This window comes from Clostridium sardiniense, from assembly GCF_016907995.1.
Taxonomy (GTDB): Bacteria; Bacillota; Clostridia; order Clostridiales; family Clostridiaceae; genus Clostridium; species Clostridium sardiniense.
The window spans coordinates 20,727-37,871 of record NZ_JAFBDA010000005.1; the positions used below are offsets into that span (position 1 = coordinate 20,727).

The following is a 17,145-nucleotide window of genomic DNA, read 5'->3' on the forward strand; positions in this document are numbered from 1 at the left end:
CTCCCCCTATCTTTGATGTTTAGGATCTAATGCTTCTGTTAGTCCATCACCTAGCATATTAAATGAAAGTATTATTAAACATATCATAACTGCTGGGAAAAATAACTGATATGGCTTTGTATATATTGCTGGCATTGCATCATTACACAATGTACCTAATGAAGCAAGTGGTGCATTTAGACCAAGTCCAATAAAGCTTAAAAACGCTTCAGTAAATATAGCCTGTGGTATTAAAAGTGTCATTGTAACTATGATTGAACCCATACAATTAGGTATTAAATGTCTAAATAAAATTCTTTTCTTTGATGCCCCTAATGTTTTAGCAGCAAGTACAAATTCTTGTTGTTTAAGTTGAAGTATATCTCCTCTTACTATTCTTGCCATTCCAACCCAATATGATATTGAAAGTGCTAATATAATACTTAGTATTCCAGTTTGGTCAAATGCGGTATCCTTTAATACCGCCATAATTATTACAACATATATTGTTGTTGGAATTGAATATAGACAATCAACAACTCGCATCATAATATTGTCAATTTTTCCACCAAAGAAGCCTGATATACCACCATATATAACTCCAATAAATAAGTTTATTACAGCAGCGGCTCCTCCAATAATTAATGAATATCTCGCACCCATCATAACTCTTACAAATAGATCTCTCCCAAGCTTATCTGTACCAAAAAAGTGTGTTCCATTAGGTCCTAAATCTTTTGATCCTGCTATTTGAGCATCATATGCAAAAGGTGATATTATTGGAACTATTATTGCAAGTAAAACTAATACTATTATTACTATCAACGAAACTAATGCTACTTTATTTGCTCTAAGTCTCCTCCAAGCATCACTCCAATATCCAACACTTGGTCTCACATTTTCTTCAAATTTTTTCTCCTCTTGTGATACAGGAGTAAACATACTTTTATCAAATCCCAAATTTTCCATACACTTTACCCCCTTAACCTTCTACATTATCAAGTTTTATTCTTGGGTCAATAACTACATATAAAATATCAACTAATAAATTACACACTACAATTAATGTACAGAAGAACACAACAACCCCAAGTAAAGCTGTATAATCTCTATTTGTAATTGTTGATACAAATTCATTACCAAGACCAGGTATTACAAATATTTTCTCAACAACAAATGATCCTGTAAGTATTGATGCAACTAATGGTCCAAGATACGTAACTACAGGTATAAGTGAATTTCTTAAAGCATGCTTGAAGATAACTACTCTACTATTTAATCCCTTAGCTTTAGCTGTTCTTATATAATCAGATTTTAAGACATCTATAAGCTTGCTTCTTGTAAGTCTAGTTATAAATGCCATAGAGCTTCCTGCAAGTGCTATTACCGGCATTATATAAGTCTCTGGTCCATTTAATCCAGCAGGAGGAAGTAATCCCCATTTAACTGTAAAGAAATATATTAATATAGCTCCTATTACAAAGCTCGGTACTGTTATTCCGAGAGTTGATATAAACATACATACCTTATCAGGCCACTTTCCAGATTTAAGTGCTGAAACTACCCCAAGTAATGTTCCAGCAATAAGAGAGAATATAATTGCCACTGACCCAAGCTTTGCTGATTTAGGGAATGAATATGCTATAGTTTCATTTACACTTCTTCCCCTATACTTTAATGATTCTCCCAAGTCTCCTTTTAATAAATTTTTCATATAAATTGCATATTGCTCACTTAATGGCTTGTCTAATCCATACTTTTCATTTAGTACCGCCTTCATTTCAGCTGTGATTTTCTCACCATCAAATGGCCCACCAGGCATTGCTCTTACCAGAAAGAATGTTAGCGTTACAACTACCCATATTGTTAAAATACTAGTAAAAACTCTTTTCCCTATGTACTTTAGCATTTTTAAAACCCCCTATTCATTTTTACATATATATACATTTGATATTTATTAATAATTATATTATATCTATGCCTTTTGTCAATTGATAATGTTAAGCTTACAGCTTTCTTTTTATTAATATAATAATAAAATCTAGGTTATTTTTATCAATTTATCAAATACATCTCTCCTTATCTGAATACGTTTACCCTGCCTTATTTAGCCAATTGATGCAAGTTTTTTATTTAAACTTGCATTTTTTATACATATACTTTTTTCATAAATTTAATATTTTTAATTTTTTTTTAATATTTATTTAGCAATGAATATTCTCATACATTTTTCAGATTTTGTACGTATTAGAAATACAATTTGAAGGTTTTTTTTATTAACATTTAATTTTAAAGGTAATCTCTACTAAATTAGGGGTTTTAAAAACCTTTTTTGAAATTTTTAAGTATCATACTTTCATTTTATTTTTATATCATTTCTACAAAAATAAAAAAAATATGGCGATCAATAAAGTTAATCGTCATATTTTTGTTTGATTTTTATGAATTTTTATAAGTTTTTTATAAATTCTTCTATTTTATTTAATGCAAGTTCTAATTCCTCTATAGAATAGCAATATGATATTCTTATAAAACCTTCTCCACCATCACCAAAAGCTGACCCTGGAACACAAGCAACTTTTTTCTCATTTAGAAGTCTTTCGCAAAATTCTTCAGAAGTTAAATTAAACTTCTTTATAGATGGAAAAACATAAAATGCTCCTCTAGGTTCACTAACATGGAATCCTATCTGTCTAAGTCTTCCAACAACATAATTCTTTCTATTTAAGAATTCATCCCTCATATATATAACATCATCCATAGAATATTTTAACCCTTCAATCATACCATATTGCACTATTGAAGTTGCACATGACACGCCATATTGATGAACCTTCATAATTTCTTTCATTATAGTATCATGGCATGCTATATAACCGATTCTAAGGCCTGTTGCAGAAAACATCTTTGAAAAGCCACTTATATATATTACCTTTTCCTTTATGCTACTATCTTGTGCAACAGAATAATAATCATCATATATAATAGAAGCATATATCTCATCTGTAATTACAACTATATCCTCACTTTTTATAAAGTCTATTAACCCATCTCTGCCTTTCTTATCAAGAACTGCACCAGTTGGATTAGTCGGGAATGATAGTACCAAGTATTTACATCCCTCTTTTTTAAACTTTTCTTTTATGTTATCTACATTTACAGTAAAGTCTTCATTTAATTTATAATTTATAATTTTTCCTCCAACTATATTTACAACACTTTCATATGCTGGATATGCTGGTGTTGGAATTAACACCTTATCTCCTTCATTTAATAATGCCATAAAGCAATCTAATATCGCTTCACTACCTCCAATTGTTATACATATTTCTTCTTCTGAATAATTTACACCTAATTTTCTTAAGTAATTTGAAATTTCAGACCTTAATTCTTTTACTCCTGCATTTTCAGTATAAACAGTTTTATTTTCATCAATTGCTTTTTTAATACCATTTTTTATAGCCATAGGTGTATTAAAGTCCGGTTGGCCCAAAGTTAATGATATTGCGCCTTCAACTTTTCGCACTTTATTATAAAATTTTCTAATACCTGATATCTCTACATCCATTACTCTATTGTTCATCAAAATTCAACTCCTTTTCTAGCTGGTACTCCTTCTTTATAATAATGTTTTATTTCTTTCATTTCTGTAACAAGATTCGCTCTATCAACTATTTCTTTTGGAACATTCCTTCCTGTCATTATAAGCTCTACATTTTTCGGCTTTTTATCAATTAATTCTATAACTTCTTCTACTGATAAAAATTCATTTTTAAGAACTCCCATAACTTCATCTATTATAATCATATCGCATTTGCAATTTTCTAAAATATCCATTATAAAATTGTATGCAACTTTAACTTCTTTTTTAACTTCTTCTTTCTCTTCTTCAGTAAGAGTCCAAACAAAACCTCTTCTCTTTTCAAATCTAAAGATCTCAAAATTTTCTCCAAGCTCATCTATAGTATTAAGTTCACCAGTCCTTCCACTTTTTAAGAATTGAACCATTATAACTTTAAGTCCATTACCATAAGCTCTAATTCCTTGACCTATAGCTGCAGTAGTTTTTCCCTTTCCATTTCCTGTATATATCTGAACAAAACCTTCATTTAGTTTCAAAGTGATCATCTCCTTTAGAAAATATTTTACATTAAAGTAAAGATACTAGCAAATTTTGTTCTTTTTTATAAGAAACTCTTTTATTCCTGAACTTTTTTTATTATAATTAATTTATTATTATTAAATAACAATGTTAGAGAGGATGATACTATGGAATACAATTTTACTGATCCATATGAAATAGCAAGATTCATAAAAGAATCAAAAAAATCAACACCAGTTAAGGTTTATGTAAATGGTGATTTAAGAGAAGCAAACTTAGAAGGAATAGAATGGTATGGAACTAATGGTTTCTACATATTAGTTGGTGAATCAGATTTAATATTAAAGGTTGTTTTAGATAATAAGCACTTAATAAAACACTTTAAAATAGAAAATGATAGAAGAAATTCTGCAATCCCAATGCTTGATATTCTTGAAATAGAAGCTAGAATAGAACCAGGCGCTATAATCCGTGATAGAGTATCTATAGGTAAGAATGCTGTAATCATGATGGGTGCTGTTATAAATATAGGTGCTGAAATAGGTGATGGAACTATGGTAGATATGAACGCTGTAATAGGTGCTCGTGGAAAACTTGGAAATAATGTTCACCTAGGTGCTGGAGCTGTTGTTGCAGGAGTTTTAGAACCACCTAGCAAATCACCATGTGAAATAGGTGATAATACCTTAATAGGAGCTAACGCTGTAATACTTGAAGGTGTTAAAATAGGAAAAGGTTCAGTTGTAGCTGCAGGTTCAGTTGTAACTGAAGATGTTCCAGATGGTGTTGTTGTTGCAGGTTCACCAGCTAAAATAATTAAGTCAGTTGATGATAAGACTAAAGATAAGACTCAACTTCTTGATGATTTAAGAAAATAATATTAAATAAAAAAGGTATTTGAATACTCAAATACCTTTTTTAATATCTTTTATAATTTATACGGCACCTTCTTCGTGCTCATTTGTTTCATCTCTTTTAGATCTTTCCATTTTTGATATTGATACTTCATATGCAATTTTCTTAACTACTTCAGTTTCTGATACCTTCTTTTGATACTCTCTACTTTGTAGTCTACCCCATACCTTAATGTTATCTCCAACTTCTAAGGTCTTACAGAATCTTGAATTTCTTCCCCAAGCAATTGTTGGTATATAATCTGACTTATTGTATGCTCTGTTTACTGCTAGTAAAACGTCTGCAATTTCTCTTCCAAATGGTGTTGTTCTATATACTGGCTCTTTGCATATATATCCATCTAAGAAAATTTCATTAGGATTTTTACTTCTCTCTATACAAGGTTCAATATTTCTCGCAAAAACAGTAAGTATTAATTTGTTTGATCCTTCTATAAATTTATTATATGATCTTAACTGCCCTTCTACTATAACGTCCTTGCCTATACTGATATCAAACCCAGCTAATAATCTTTCTGAGATCGTAACATTCAATAAATCTACTGAATCGCTTAACCTCTGTACCTCAAGACCAAATGTATAAAACCCTTCTCCATACATTTCGTGACTATACTCTAATTCTGAAACTACCTTTCCTTCAAGATAAATTTTGTTGTTTAACATTAAATTATCCATTGTAACCCCTCTCTCCCTTTGTGATAAACTAATTTATATAAATTTAATGACCCCCACAAGTACATTTCCATTATAATACATAATTTATCCAATTTTCAATATAAATTATTATTTTTTATGTTGGACGCCATTTGAATCAATATAATAATCTTCTTTATAAATCATTTCTCCTACTTTTTTAAACTCATATCCTTCATCTTTAAGTTCTTTAATTATTCTATCTAAATTCTTCGGTGTGTACTTTGCATTGTTATGGAAAAGAGTAATGGAGCCTGGCTTTACCTTTTTCCTAACCCTTTCATATTCCTGCTTTTCTCCATCTTGTCTCCAATCCACCGAGTCTGCATCCCATTGAATTGGAATATATCCAAGTTCTATAACTTTTTTTACAGCAGCATCATTATAGTCTCCACTTGGGAATCTAAATAATTTAGTTCCCTCTCCAGTAACTTTCTTTATGGTTTCTTCTGTCTTCTTTATCTCCTTTTCTATCTTGTCACTACTTATCTCTGAAAAGTTTGGATGAATATAGCTATGATTACCTATTTCATGCCCCTTTTCCTGTATAAGCTTAAGTTTCTCCGCATTTTCTTCAGTACAATCTATCCATTTTCCCATCATAAAGAATGTTCCTTTTACATTATATTTGTCCATTATGTTTAATATGTCACTTAAGTAATCTTTTTCAGCCCAATTTATATCAAAAGTTAAAGCTATATTTTTTTCTTCAGTATTTATTGAATGAATAGGCAAACTCTTTTCCTTAGCAAATGCATCTAAAGATTTTCTATAGCCTTCATATACAAAAATCCCAGCTGATGCTAAAACTACAAACAAAATAAGTGCAACTACAAATATACTCTTTCTTTTTTCTAAATTCAAAACAACTTCTCCTCATTATTTTTAAAAATATATTCATTTATATTTTATTTAATTACACTATATTCATTCTTTTAGAATTTATGCTATAATTATTAATATATCTGAATAAAATGGAGGCTTAATTATGTACGAAGAGAGTTCATTAGAATTAGCAGAAAACAAGTTATTGCTTTTATATATCTTAAAAACTCTAAAACAGCCTATTTCTAATACACAACTCACTGAAATAGTGCTTGAAAATAGTTTTATAAATTATTTTACCCTACAACAATACGTAGCAGAACTTGATGAGTCAAAATTTATAGAATATGCTGAAGTGATGGATAAAAAATTATTAAAATTAACAGATAAGGGTGATAGTGTACTTTCCTTCTTTAAGGATAGAATATCTCCTTCAAAAATTTCCCTTGTTAATGAATATGTTAAGTCACATATAGATTTAATAAAAAAAGAACTAACAATACATAGTGACTATACAATAGGTGCTAACGATAGCTTTATTGTTGATATTAAAGCTTTAGAGGATAATTCTCCTTTAATGGAATTAACATTACAAGTACCAACAAAAAAACAAGCCACTTATCTTTGTAACAAGTGGCAAGAAAATCCTTCAGAAATATACAATCAGATTATCACTTTATTATTTGATGATTTGAATTAACCATAATCATTGCATTAGGTTCGTTCCCTATTGCGATGATTTTTCTTTTATTTTCATCATCACTTATTACATGCAATTTTCCATTTAGATAGTCACTAATAAATATTTCTTTTTTTCTTTTTATCACTCTATTTGGCATTCCACCTACATTTATATTTCTAACTACTTTTCCTTCTCTTATGTTTACTACACTTACACTTTCAGATCCAAAATTTGCAACATATAATTTTTCATTATCTTCAAATACATCTATAGGCATAGAGTCAACCTTTATTCTACTTATACATACTAAATTCTTCATTGAATAAATTCCAATAAAACCCTCCTTATCACTTCCTAAATAACTCTCACAAAGATAAAAATATTCACCATTTTTAGACATAATAATCTTAATAGGATATTCACCAACCTTTACCTTCTTATCTATATCTTTATTATCTAAATTTATTAAAGATACCGTATTCTCAAGTAAATTGGCAGATAAAAGTACTCTCCGCGTAGAATCTAGAACAATACTATCTGGAGAGTTTCCTGAAGGAACTTCAAATTCAATATTCTTATTTTCTATATTATAGAATATTATAGAATTTGTTTCATTGCATGCAACACAAGCATATTTTTCATAAAGCTTTACATCATTAGGATGAGGTCCTATATATTCTCTATCTATCTCTTTTAGACTTCTCAAATCTAAAAATGATAAACTGTTGTCATAACTATTTGCTACGACTCCTAATCCTCCTCTTACTTCTATACTCCTAGGACCTATAGGCCTTCCATTTGAACTTAAGCTTATATTTTCTATACTTAAGCTCGCCTCATCTATTCTCCTTATACAATCATCACAAGTATTACAAATATAAATATTGTTCATAAGTAACGCCTCCTAAGGAATACCTATCTTTATATAATATGACTCCATTTGACTTTAGCGACAAAATATACTTTATTTCTTGTAAATTTCACAGTATAATTAATTTATATTTTTTATTTAGGAGGCATTTATGTATACATATAAAACAAGTGGCGTGTGCTCAACTGAAATACATGTTGATGTAGAAAATAATATTATAAAATCAGTAGAATTTATCAGAGGTTGTCCTGGAAATTTATTTGGTATCTCAAGTCTAGTAAAAGGAATGAACATTGATGAAGCCATATTAAAGCTTGAAGGAATTAAATGCAAAGATAAATCTACATCATGTCCTGATCAGTTAGCTAATGCTTTAAAAGAAATTAAAAATATGTAATAAAAAATTCCTAGCATTTATAGTCAAAGCCTATAGCTACTAGGAATTTTTCTGTTTTATTTTTAATTACATGAAAAAATTCAAAATGCCTCTCTAGCTAATTTAATCATTAAACAAATTAAGTAAAGAACTAGTATGTATAATCCCAGATACTTAGCATTTGTAAAAACAATTAATACCATATGCTAAACTAAATAAAGTATTATTTAATCAATAATACAAAAACTGTTACTAAAACAACTTTATTAGTTGCCTTAGTAACAGCCCTGTATTTTAAAAGTAATTTAAACTATATATTATTAATGTGTAAAACCATATGCACCTTTATTTGTTTCATTTTTTTGTAAAACACGTGCATTATTAAGAGCCTTTATACCAGATTTAATATCATTTACTAATTGTTCAGCCATTGCATGACCTAAGTCAGCACGACATACAATACGTTGGATTCTTACATCTTGTAAGTTTTCTGGTAATGGATAAGCAGGTACTTGCCATCCTTTCATTAATAATCTATCTGCTAGATCATCTAATGTCCATTCTACATTAGCATCTTCTTTTAATTTGTAACAAACTATTGGTAAGTTTGATCCATCATTATATATTTCAAACAATCCCATGTCCTTGATTTCTTTAGCTAAATACATTGCAACATCTTTTGTTTTTTGATGTATTTGTTTGTATCCTTCGAAACCATATCTTAAGAAGTTGTAGTATTGTCCTATTATTTGGCTTGCACTTCTTGAGAAGTTTATAGCCATTGTTGGCATCTTTCCTCCTAAGTAGCTTACTTCAAATATCAATTCTTTAGGTAGGAATTGTTCATCCTTCCACATTACCCAACCGATACCTGGATAAACTAATCCGTATTTATGACCTGAAGTACTTATTGATACAACATTCTTTAACCTGAAATCCCATTCAAGATCTGGTTCTATAAATGGTGCAAATAATCCACCTGAAGCAGCATCAACATGAATTGGTACTGATAACTTAGCAGTCTTATTATATTCTTCAACAACATCATTTAACTTCTTAATATCATCAAATTTACCTGTATAAGTTATACCAAGTATTCCAACTATACCAATTGTATAATCATCAACATAATCCATTACTTTATCAATGTCTAAGCTCATATGCTTTTCATCCATTGGAACTAATCTCATTTCTATATCCCAGTATACACAAAACTTTTCCCAACATACTTGGAATCCTGATGATATTACTAAGTTTGGCTTCTTATTATTTACTTCCATACCAAGTTTCTTAGCTCTATTTCTCCATCTAAACTTCATAGCCATACCAGCTAACATACATGCTTCTGATGATCCAACTGTTGAAGTACCTATAAACTTCATATCCTTTGGAGCATTCCATAAATCAGCGATTATATTTACACAACGATTTTCAAGTTCTGTTGTTTGAGGATATTCTGACTTATCAATAGCATTCTTTTCTAATGTTTCAGCCATTAATTTTGTAGCTTCATCCTCCATATAAGTTTGACAGAATGTAGCTAAGTTTAATCTTGCATTACCCTCATCCATTAATTCATCTTTAACTAATCTATATGCAACTCTTGGCTCTACAGATTTCTTTCTAATTGAATATCTTGGAATATCCATATTCTCTTCCTCAGTACCAAATATTGGCGTACTATAAACATCCTTTAATTTTTTATCATCTCTACCAAATAACATAACAATACCTCCTAAATTTATTAATTTAAAATAATATTAATTTAAATTAATATTATTCTTTATTATTTTTCATACTGTCTGTTTGATCCATAACATCTTCCTCATTTGAGTTAATATGATGTTCACCTCTTGCTATCGGATGTACAAAACTGTTAATTTCATGATGCTTAATTCTTGAAACTTTATGATTATTACTACCATTTTGTGATTTATCATGTAATGCATATATAGCAAATGGTATTATTATCGCTATAATGAAACTAATTACTAGTATAACCTCATATTCAGTAGTACTTTTACCTGTTAAACTGCTTGGTGGAACAAATGATATTATTAATGAAAGTATTGACATTATTAAACCAGCTGCAGCAATTATTGTCTTAACTACTATACCGCCTGGAATTTGATATGCTCTATTTAGATTCTTCTTTTTATATATTAATACAAAATAACCTATAAAGAATAATATATAACCTACTAAGTAAATTACAACCGTTAAAGAAATTGCAGTTAAAAATGAAACGTTGTTACCACCGCCTCCAAATGTTAGAACTGCTGCCCATATTGTAACAACAACACCTTGAACCATAATTAATGGAACTGGTACGTTATGTTTATTAACTTTTCTAAATACTTTTGGTAAAATTCCATTTTGAGCTGCTGTATACATCCCTCTTGATGGTCCTACAACCCATGCACTAACTTCTCCTATAACACCAAGTGCTATCATTAAAGCTATAATCTTTACAATCCAAGTTCCATTAGAAGTAAAGTGACCTACTAACGCCTCGAATGTTTGTACAACACCAGCACTTAAATTTAACTGTGATTGTGGTATTACTGATGCTACCCCTAATCCTCCTACAGTATTTAATATAATAGCTACTACTATTAATATAATCATTGCTATAGGATAATCTCTTTTAGGATTAGTCATTTCATTAACATGTGATGCTGATGCTTCAACTCCCATATATGCCAATATAAATGATACAAATACAACCAATGTGTTTATTTTAGTGAAATCTGGTATAAATGCTTTTGTACTTATTTCCACATCTATTGGATTTCCTTGAACTACATAAATAATTACTAATGCAAATAAAATTATTGCAGGTATAACAATACCGACTATAAATCCTAGTTTAGCTATTTTAGCTGTATTCTTTGTACCTCCTAACTGTGAAAAAGTTAGAACCCAGAATATAATTAATACACCAACAAATTTTACAGCTGGATTAGTGTTAAGTGCAGGAAAATCAAATACATATGATAATGCTCCTAATATAAAATAAATCATTGTTACAAATCCAACAGTTATTTGAAACCATTGAAAGAATATTGCTGCAAATCCAAACCTTTCTCCTAAGGTATTTCCTACCCAAGCAAAAATCCCGCCTTCTTGCCAACCTTCAACGGTAGCCATTTCTGCTGCACATAAAGCTACTGGCAAGAACCATAAGAATCCACCTAATAATAAGAAAAATACTAAATGAAATCCTGATGTTGCAAACGTAGGATATTCATACACCGTCATAACCATAGAAGCTGTTATTGCAAAGAATCCAAATAAACTTAATGATTTGGCATTACTTTGCTTTAAATTTTTATCCATAATTTCACGCCCCTTCGATATTTTATTTTTAAACTATTAATATTGCCGACAAAATTAATCAAGTTAGGAATTTTTTTCTTATCCCTGTCTTGGCTAAAGTATAACAACTGTAATTTTTCATGTAAAACGTCGTTTTTAGGCACAAAGCTCTTAATTTCATAATAATAGTTGATTATAGTGATAAAATTCTATTAATAATATAGCATTCTTATCTACTCTTAGTTTTTCTACTAAATTCACTTTGTAAAATTTACAAATTTCTATCAAAGCCTTTAAAATAGCTACTTTCCTCATATAATTAATAATTATTCCGTAATTGTTAATTTTTATAAATGACTATATAGCTTCTGTTAATCGTTTACATAGATATTCCATTGTGATAAATTTCCCTTCTAATAACTTCTTTTATTTAAAAATTTTACTTTATTTTATATAACTTTACTTTATTTTCTATATAGTTACAATTTTATACATATCTTTAAAATGTATTAGTCACTTATTAATTATCAATGTACTAATACTCATTTTTGTTTATTATATATATCATTTATTAACTTAAAATTTATTTTTAATATTTAAACAAAAAAAGACCAATATATTACTCTTAAAATAAAGATAAATATTGATCTTAACAAATTTATATATTTAAATACTTTCTATCATACATTGCCTTATATTCTTTTTTTAATCATATGAATAATTCTTGCAATAACGTCTTTTACATATGCTAAGTTAATCTATAAAATTTAATACTTTCTTCATCCCATCATTTGCTAAAACTGAATTTTCAAATGTATCCGTAGCATTGTTTATAAACTCTTCTGGATTTAATAAGGCTGGAGAATAATGAGTAAATATTAATTCTTTTACATTTGCTTTTTGAGCTAAAGTGGCTCCTTCTCTAAAGGCCATATGCTTATTTTTAATTGCCTTCTCTAAATCATTATCATCTCCATAGGTACCTTCGCATATAAATAAATCACTTTCTTTGATAAAATCTACAATACTGTCTATTGGCCTACTATCTGTTATATAGCTTATAATTATCCCTTTTCTTTTTTCTCCTAAAACTAAGTTACTTCCGTATATTTTTCCTTCAAACTCTATTTCTTCTCCCTTTTGAAGTCTACTCCATAATATTTTAGGTACATCATTCTTTTCTGCAAGTTCTTTGCTAAATCTAGCCCTTCTTTTTATTTCTATTCTAGCTCCTATGCACTCAATTGAATGCTCAAGAGGCAATGTTCTAATAATTATTTCACTAGTTTTTTCATCAGAAGGTACTATACGTTTATTTTGTATCTTAAAATTCAAATTATCAAGGTCACATTCTATAATATTTATACTATAAGGAATATATCTAGCTGTAACCATAAGTCCTTCCACAATGTCTTTTATTCCTTTAGGACCTATAATTGTAAGTTCATCTTCTCTTCCGCTGTTTCCTATAGTAGCTAAAAGTCCAGATAACCCATTAACATGATCCCCATGTCCATGAGTTATAAGTATAACATCTATACTCTTAAACCCTAATCCATATTCCCTAATCCATATTTGGCATCCTTCTCCACAATCAATTAATATTTTTCTTCCTTCATAATTAATCATAAGAGATGAAAGATGCCTAAAAGGCATAGGCATGCCTCCACCCGTTCCTAAAAAAGTTATATCTACCATAATAAAGTCTCACCTACTATTCTTCTTTTACTATGTTATTTATTATACCTCTCATTTCTCCAATCATGTACAAAGAACCTGTAACTAAAATTAAATCATTATTTCCTGAAATCTCTAAAGCCTTTCTAAAACCTTCTTCATAACTATCAAAGCTTTCTACATTTGCATTAACTTTTTCTATTTCCTTTTTAAGTTCTTCCCCAAGTTCTGCTCTTTCACTATGAGGTGTTAGTGCTATTATCTCCTTACTCATAGGTGCTATTATATTTATCATATCTTCCACTTGTTTGTCTGCCAATATTCCTATTAAAAGAACTATATTTTCATAATTAAAATACTTAATAACATTTTCTTTAAGAGTACTTATTCCTTGAATGTTATGCGCACCATCTATAACTACTAATGGATTTTTATTTAATATTTCAAGTCTTCCAATCCATTTTGAATTTTCTATACCTTTTTCTATATCTTTTATTTCAAAATCTTGTACTTTTGATAATATCTCCATTGTCTTAACAGCAACAGCACAATTTAATATTTGATGTTCTCCTAAAAGTCTTAAATTAGCAACATAGCTTTTAAGTTCGCCCTTTATTTCAATCTTTTGATAAACATCATCTTCTCTAATAATTTCTAATAGTTTTGCATCATTATATTTAACTTTATATATCTTTGATGATTTTTCTTTCGCTATATATTCAAGCTCTTTAAGAGCCTCTTCTTTCTGAGGATATAGTACTAAAGGAGTATTTTCTTTTATTATACCTCCTTTCTCTCTTGCTATTTCACCTAAAGTGTTTCCTAATATATTTGTATGATCCAAGCTTATTGAGGTTATAACTGTAACTAGTGGATTTACTACATTTGTTGAATCAAGTCTTCCTCCAAGTCCAACTTCTATAACCGCATAATCTACCTTTTTATCATAAAAATATTTAAACATTAAACAAGTTATTATTTCAAACTCTGTTGGATGGCTATACCCTTCTTTAATTACCTCTTCTACTGCATATTTTATATGATCCATATAATTTCCCAAATCAGTTTTTTTAATATTTTCTCTATTTATTTGTATTCTCTCTTCAAATTCCTCTAAAAATGGTGAAGTATACATACCAACATTAAAACCTTCCTCAATAAGCATTGAAGAAATCATAGAAGTTGTAGATCCTTTACCATTTGTACCTGCTATATGTATAACATTTAATTTCTTATGTGGATTTCCTAAAATCTCTAGAAGTCTTTCCGTTCTTTCCAAACCATAGTTTGACCCAAAATTCCCCACCTTTTTAATGTAATTCATTGCTTCCTTATAATTCATTTGTTTTCGCCCCTTATATATTAAAATACTGTATTACTTGTTTTGTTAATTTAAAATTAACACTATTAATATTTTAACTATAAATATTTTATTGTCAAAAGTTTATAATAAGAGTATACGTCATTTTACTAAATTTATCTAATTGATAAGAAAATATCATTTACAATCAATTACTTTTTTGCTATCATAAATCATATCGAATTAATATTTATTATTTTATAGAAGTTATTATTTACAAGAGGTGTTAATATGAGAAATGTAGAAATTAAAAAGGACATCTACTGGGTAGGTGCACTAGATCCTAAGTTAAGAATATTTGATATTATAATGTATACTCCATATGGAACAACTTATAATTCATATGTAGTTAAAGGTAGTGAGAAAATCGCATTATTTGAAACAGTTAAAGAAAGATGTTTTGATGAGTACTTAAAGACTCTTGAAACATTAGATATTACTCCAGCTGATATCGACTATATAATTGTTGATCATACTGAGCCTGATCATGCTGGATCAGTTGGTAAAATATTAGATCTTGCACCACACGCTAAAGTTGTTGGTTCAATGCAAGCAATCTCTTACTTAAAAGAAATCATAAACAGAGATTTTGAACACATAGTAGTTAGGGATGGTGATACTTTATCACTTGGAAATAAAACATTAAAATTTATTTCAGCACCATTTTTACATTGGCCAGATTCAATGTATACTTACGTTGTTGAAGACGAAGTATTAATAACTTGCGATTCATTTGGAAGTCACTACTCATGTGAAGAAGTATTTAATGACTTAATTCCAGATAAAGATGCATATAACGAAGCATTAAGATACTATTATGATTGTATAATGGGACCATTTAAACCTTTTGTATTAAAGGCTATAAACAAGATAAAGGACTTAAAAATAGATGTTATATGTCCTGGACATGGACCAGTATTAAGAGAAGATCCATGGAAGATAGTAGAAACTTACAAAGAATGGAGTACTCCTGTTAAACCTAAAATTAACGGAGATAAAAAAGTCACTATTTGCTACGTATCAGCATATGGCTACACAGAAGAATTAGCAAAGCATATTGCTGAAGGAATAAAGAAAGATCATAACGTAGAAGTTAAAATGTATGATGTGATTCATCATGAAACTGCTGAAATTATTAAAGATATTGAGGAGTCAGATGGTTTATTATTTGGTTCACCAACTATAGTTAATGAATTATTACCTCCAATTAGAATCTTGCTTGCTAATTTAAACCCTATAATACATGGCGGAAAATTTGCAGCTGCATTTGGTTCATATGGATGGAGTGGTGAAGCAGTTCCTAGAATAGAACACAGACTAGAAGAATTAAAAATGAAATTAGTAAATCCTGGTCTTCGTGTTAAGTTTAGAGCTTCACAAGAACAAATTGAAGAAGCAATAAACTTTGGTAATTCTTTCTCTAAAACAATGTTTGGAGAAATGGATATAAAAGCAGTAGATCATGGAAAGTGTGACGTAGTAAAAAAATAATATTACTATAGAGATATAACTATACTCCTGTAGTATACCTAGGTAGTTTATAAGTAGCTACAAGCTCTAAATAAAAGTTATTATACTACACATATATTTATGATAGCTATTTCTTATTTAAATAGCCACAAAAAAGAGAGACAATTCTTGTCTCTCTTTTTTAGTATATTAATCCTTAGATAATTTTTCTATTTCTTTTCTTATATCAATCATTTTATTATCTAAAACAGTTATCATATCTGCACATTCTCTAAGATCACTTGATATGTGATCAAGTGTTTTATTCCTATATTTATAATATAGCTTATGCTCAAGACTAGCCCAAAAATCCATAGCTATTGTTCTTATCTGTATCTCTACAGGAACATCTACTGTCCCTGTAGATAAGAATACGGGTATTGTTATTATAGCATGTAAACTTCTATATCCATTTTCTTTTGGATTCTTTATGTAATCCTTAACTTCAATAACATTAATATCATCTTGCTTAGATAATATATTAAATATTAAATATATATCTTCTGTGAATGAACATATTATTCTAACTCCAGCTATATCTTTAAGATTATCCATAATATTCTCCGCTGTAGGTTCCAATCCTTTGCTTATAAGTTTTTGCACTATACTCTTAGGCTTTTTGACTCTAGTTTTTATATGTTCTATAGGATTATAATCATGTAACATTTTAAATTCATTATTTAATATATTAATTTTAGTGCTTATTTCTTCTATAGCAAATTCATATTTAATTAATAAATCTGTCCAAATTAAGAATTCTTCATTTTCAGCAAAGCCTTTAAGCTCACACTTATCTTCTCTATACATATTCCCATCTCCCATTTTATAAAAAAGCGTTA

The 17,145-nt window shown here is 29.0% G+C and carries 16 protein-coding genes; 4 read left to right on the plus strand and 12 right to left on the minus strand.

The genetic code is table 11. The features are described from left to right. Positions 1-6: 6 nt before the first annotated feature. From JOC62_RS05710 to cobO, 4 genes are all read right to left on the minus strand, one after another. The gene (locus tag JOC62_RS05710; protein ID WP_204594262.1) at positions 7-948 is read right to left on the minus strand and encodes an ABC transporter permease; all 942 of its coding nucleotides are present in this window, start codon (positions 946-948) and stop codon (positions 7-9) included. A gap of 13 nt (positions 949-961) precedes the next feature. Beyond that, the gene (locus tag JOC62_RS05715; RefSeq protein ID WP_204594263.1) at positions 962-1,888 is read right to left on the minus strand and encodes an ABC transporter permease; all 927 of its coding nucleotides are present in this window, start codon (positions 1,886-1,888) and stop codon (positions 962-964) included. Positions 1,889-2,428: 540 nt separating this feature from the next. Further along, entirely contained in the window at positions 2,429-3,562 is a 1,134-nt protein-coding gene (locus JOC62_RS05720) for a pyridoxal phosphate-dependent aminotransferase (RefSeq protein ID WP_204594419.1), read from the minus strand. Continuing rightward, positions 3,562-4,098 (minus strand): cob(I)yrinic acid a,c-diamide adenosyltransferase, encoded by a 537-nt coding sequence (gene cobO / locus JOC62_RS05725; RefSeq protein ID WP_243425024.1) that lies wholly within the window; start codon positions 4,096-4,098, stop codon positions 3,562-3,564. Before cobO ends, JOC62_RS05720 begins: the two co-directional genes overlap by 1 nt. Positions 4,099-4,248: 150 nt before the next feature. Between cobO and dapD the strand changes: the two genes are divergently transcribed. Further along, positions 4,249-4,959, plus strand: a complete 711-nt coding sequence (gene dapD, locus JOC62_RS05730; RefSeq protein WP_204594265.1) for a 2,3,4,5-tetrahydropyridine-2,6-dicarboxylate N-acetyltransferase — start codon at positions 4,249-4,251, stop codon at positions 4,957-4,959. A 57-nt stretch (positions 4,960-5,016) separates the two neighbouring features. On the opposite strand, the gene JOC62_RS05735 is transcribed toward dapD, so the two are convergent. Next, the gene (locus JOC62_RS05735) at positions 5,017-5,670 is read right to left on the minus strand and encodes a single-stranded DNA-binding protein (protein ID WP_204594266.1); all 654 of its coding nucleotides are present in this window, start codon (positions 5,668-5,670) and stop codon (positions 5,017-5,019) included. 108 nt (positions 5,671-5,778) lie between these two features. Next, a complete protein-coding gene (locus tag JOC62_RS05740; RefSeq protein ID WP_204594267.1) occupies positions 5,779-6,552 on the minus strand; it encodes a polysaccharide deacetylase family protein in 774 nt (257 codons plus the stop codon). Positions 6,553-6,676: 124 nt separating this feature from the next. Between JOC62_RS05740 and JOC62_RS05745 the strand changes: the two genes are divergently transcribed. Further along, the gene (locus JOC62_RS05745; RefSeq protein ID WP_204594268.1) at positions 6,677-7,213 is read left to right on the plus strand and encodes a DUF4364 family protein; all 537 of its coding nucleotides are present in this window, start codon (positions 6,677-6,679) and stop codon (positions 7,211-7,213) included. Here the strand turns inward: JOC62_RS05745 and JOC62_RS05750 are convergent. Continuing rightward, positions 7,185-8,087 (minus strand): YncE family protein, encoded by a 903-nt coding sequence (locus JOC62_RS05750; RefSeq protein ID WP_204594269.1) that lies wholly within the window; start codon positions 8,085-8,087, stop codon positions 7,185-7,187. The two genes, JOC62_RS05745 and JOC62_RS05750, sit on opposite strands and share 29 nt — an antisense overlap. Before the next feature lie 130 nt (positions 8,088-8,217). On the opposite strand from JOC62_RS05750, the gene JOC62_RS05755 reads away from it, so the two are divergent. Next, positions 8,218-8,463 (plus strand): TIGR03905 family TSCPD domain-containing protein, encoded by a 246-nt coding sequence (locus JOC62_RS05755; RefSeq protein WP_204594270.1) that lies wholly within the window; start codon positions 8,218-8,220, stop codon positions 8,461-8,463. Positions 8,464-8,762: 299 nt separating this feature from the next. On the opposite strand, the gene gad is transcribed toward JOC62_RS05755, so the two are convergent. The 4 genes from gad to JOC62_RS05775 form a co-directional block, all read right to left on the minus strand. Further along, positions 8,763-10,166 carry a glutamate decarboxylase gene (gene gad, locus JOC62_RS05760; protein WP_204594271.1) on the minus strand — a complete coding sequence of 468 codons (1,404 nt, stop codon included), beginning with the start codon at positions 10,164-10,166 and terminating at the stop codon, positions 8,763-8,765. Between the two features lie 52 nt (positions 10,167-10,218). Next, positions 10,219-11,781, minus strand: a complete 1,563-nt coding sequence (gadC, locus tag JOC62_RS05765; RefSeq protein WP_204594272.1) for a glutamate/gamma-aminobutyrate antiporter — start codon at positions 11,779-11,781, stop codon at positions 10,219-10,221. Between the two features lie 732 nt (positions 11,782-12,513). Next, entirely contained in the window at positions 12,514-13,458 is a 945-nt protein-coding gene (locus tag JOC62_RS05770; protein WP_204594273.1) for a ribonuclease Z, read from the minus strand. A gap of 16 nt (positions 13,459-13,474) precedes the next feature. Next, a complete protein-coding gene (locus tag JOC62_RS05775; protein WP_204594274.1) occupies positions 13,475-14,779 on the minus strand; it encodes a bifunctional folylpolyglutamate synthase/dihydrofolate synthase in 1,305 nt (434 codons plus the stop codon). A gap of 249 nt (positions 14,780-15,028) precedes the next feature. On the opposite strand from JOC62_RS05775, the gene JOC62_RS05780 reads away from it, so the two are divergent. Then, positions 15,029-16,288 (plus strand): FprA family A-type flavoprotein, encoded by a 1,260-nt coding sequence (locus JOC62_RS05780; protein ID WP_204594275.1) that lies wholly within the window; start codon positions 15,029-15,031, stop codon positions 16,286-16,288. A 168-nt stretch (positions 16,289-16,456) separates the two neighbouring features. Here the strand turns inward: JOC62_RS05780 and JOC62_RS05785 are convergent, their stop codons facing one another. Further along, a complete protein-coding gene (locus JOC62_RS05785) occupies positions 16,457-17,113 on the minus strand; it encodes a GTP pyrophosphokinase (RefSeq protein ID WP_204594276.1) in 657 nt (218 codons plus the stop codon). Positions 17,114-17,145 lie beyond the last annotated feature (32 nt).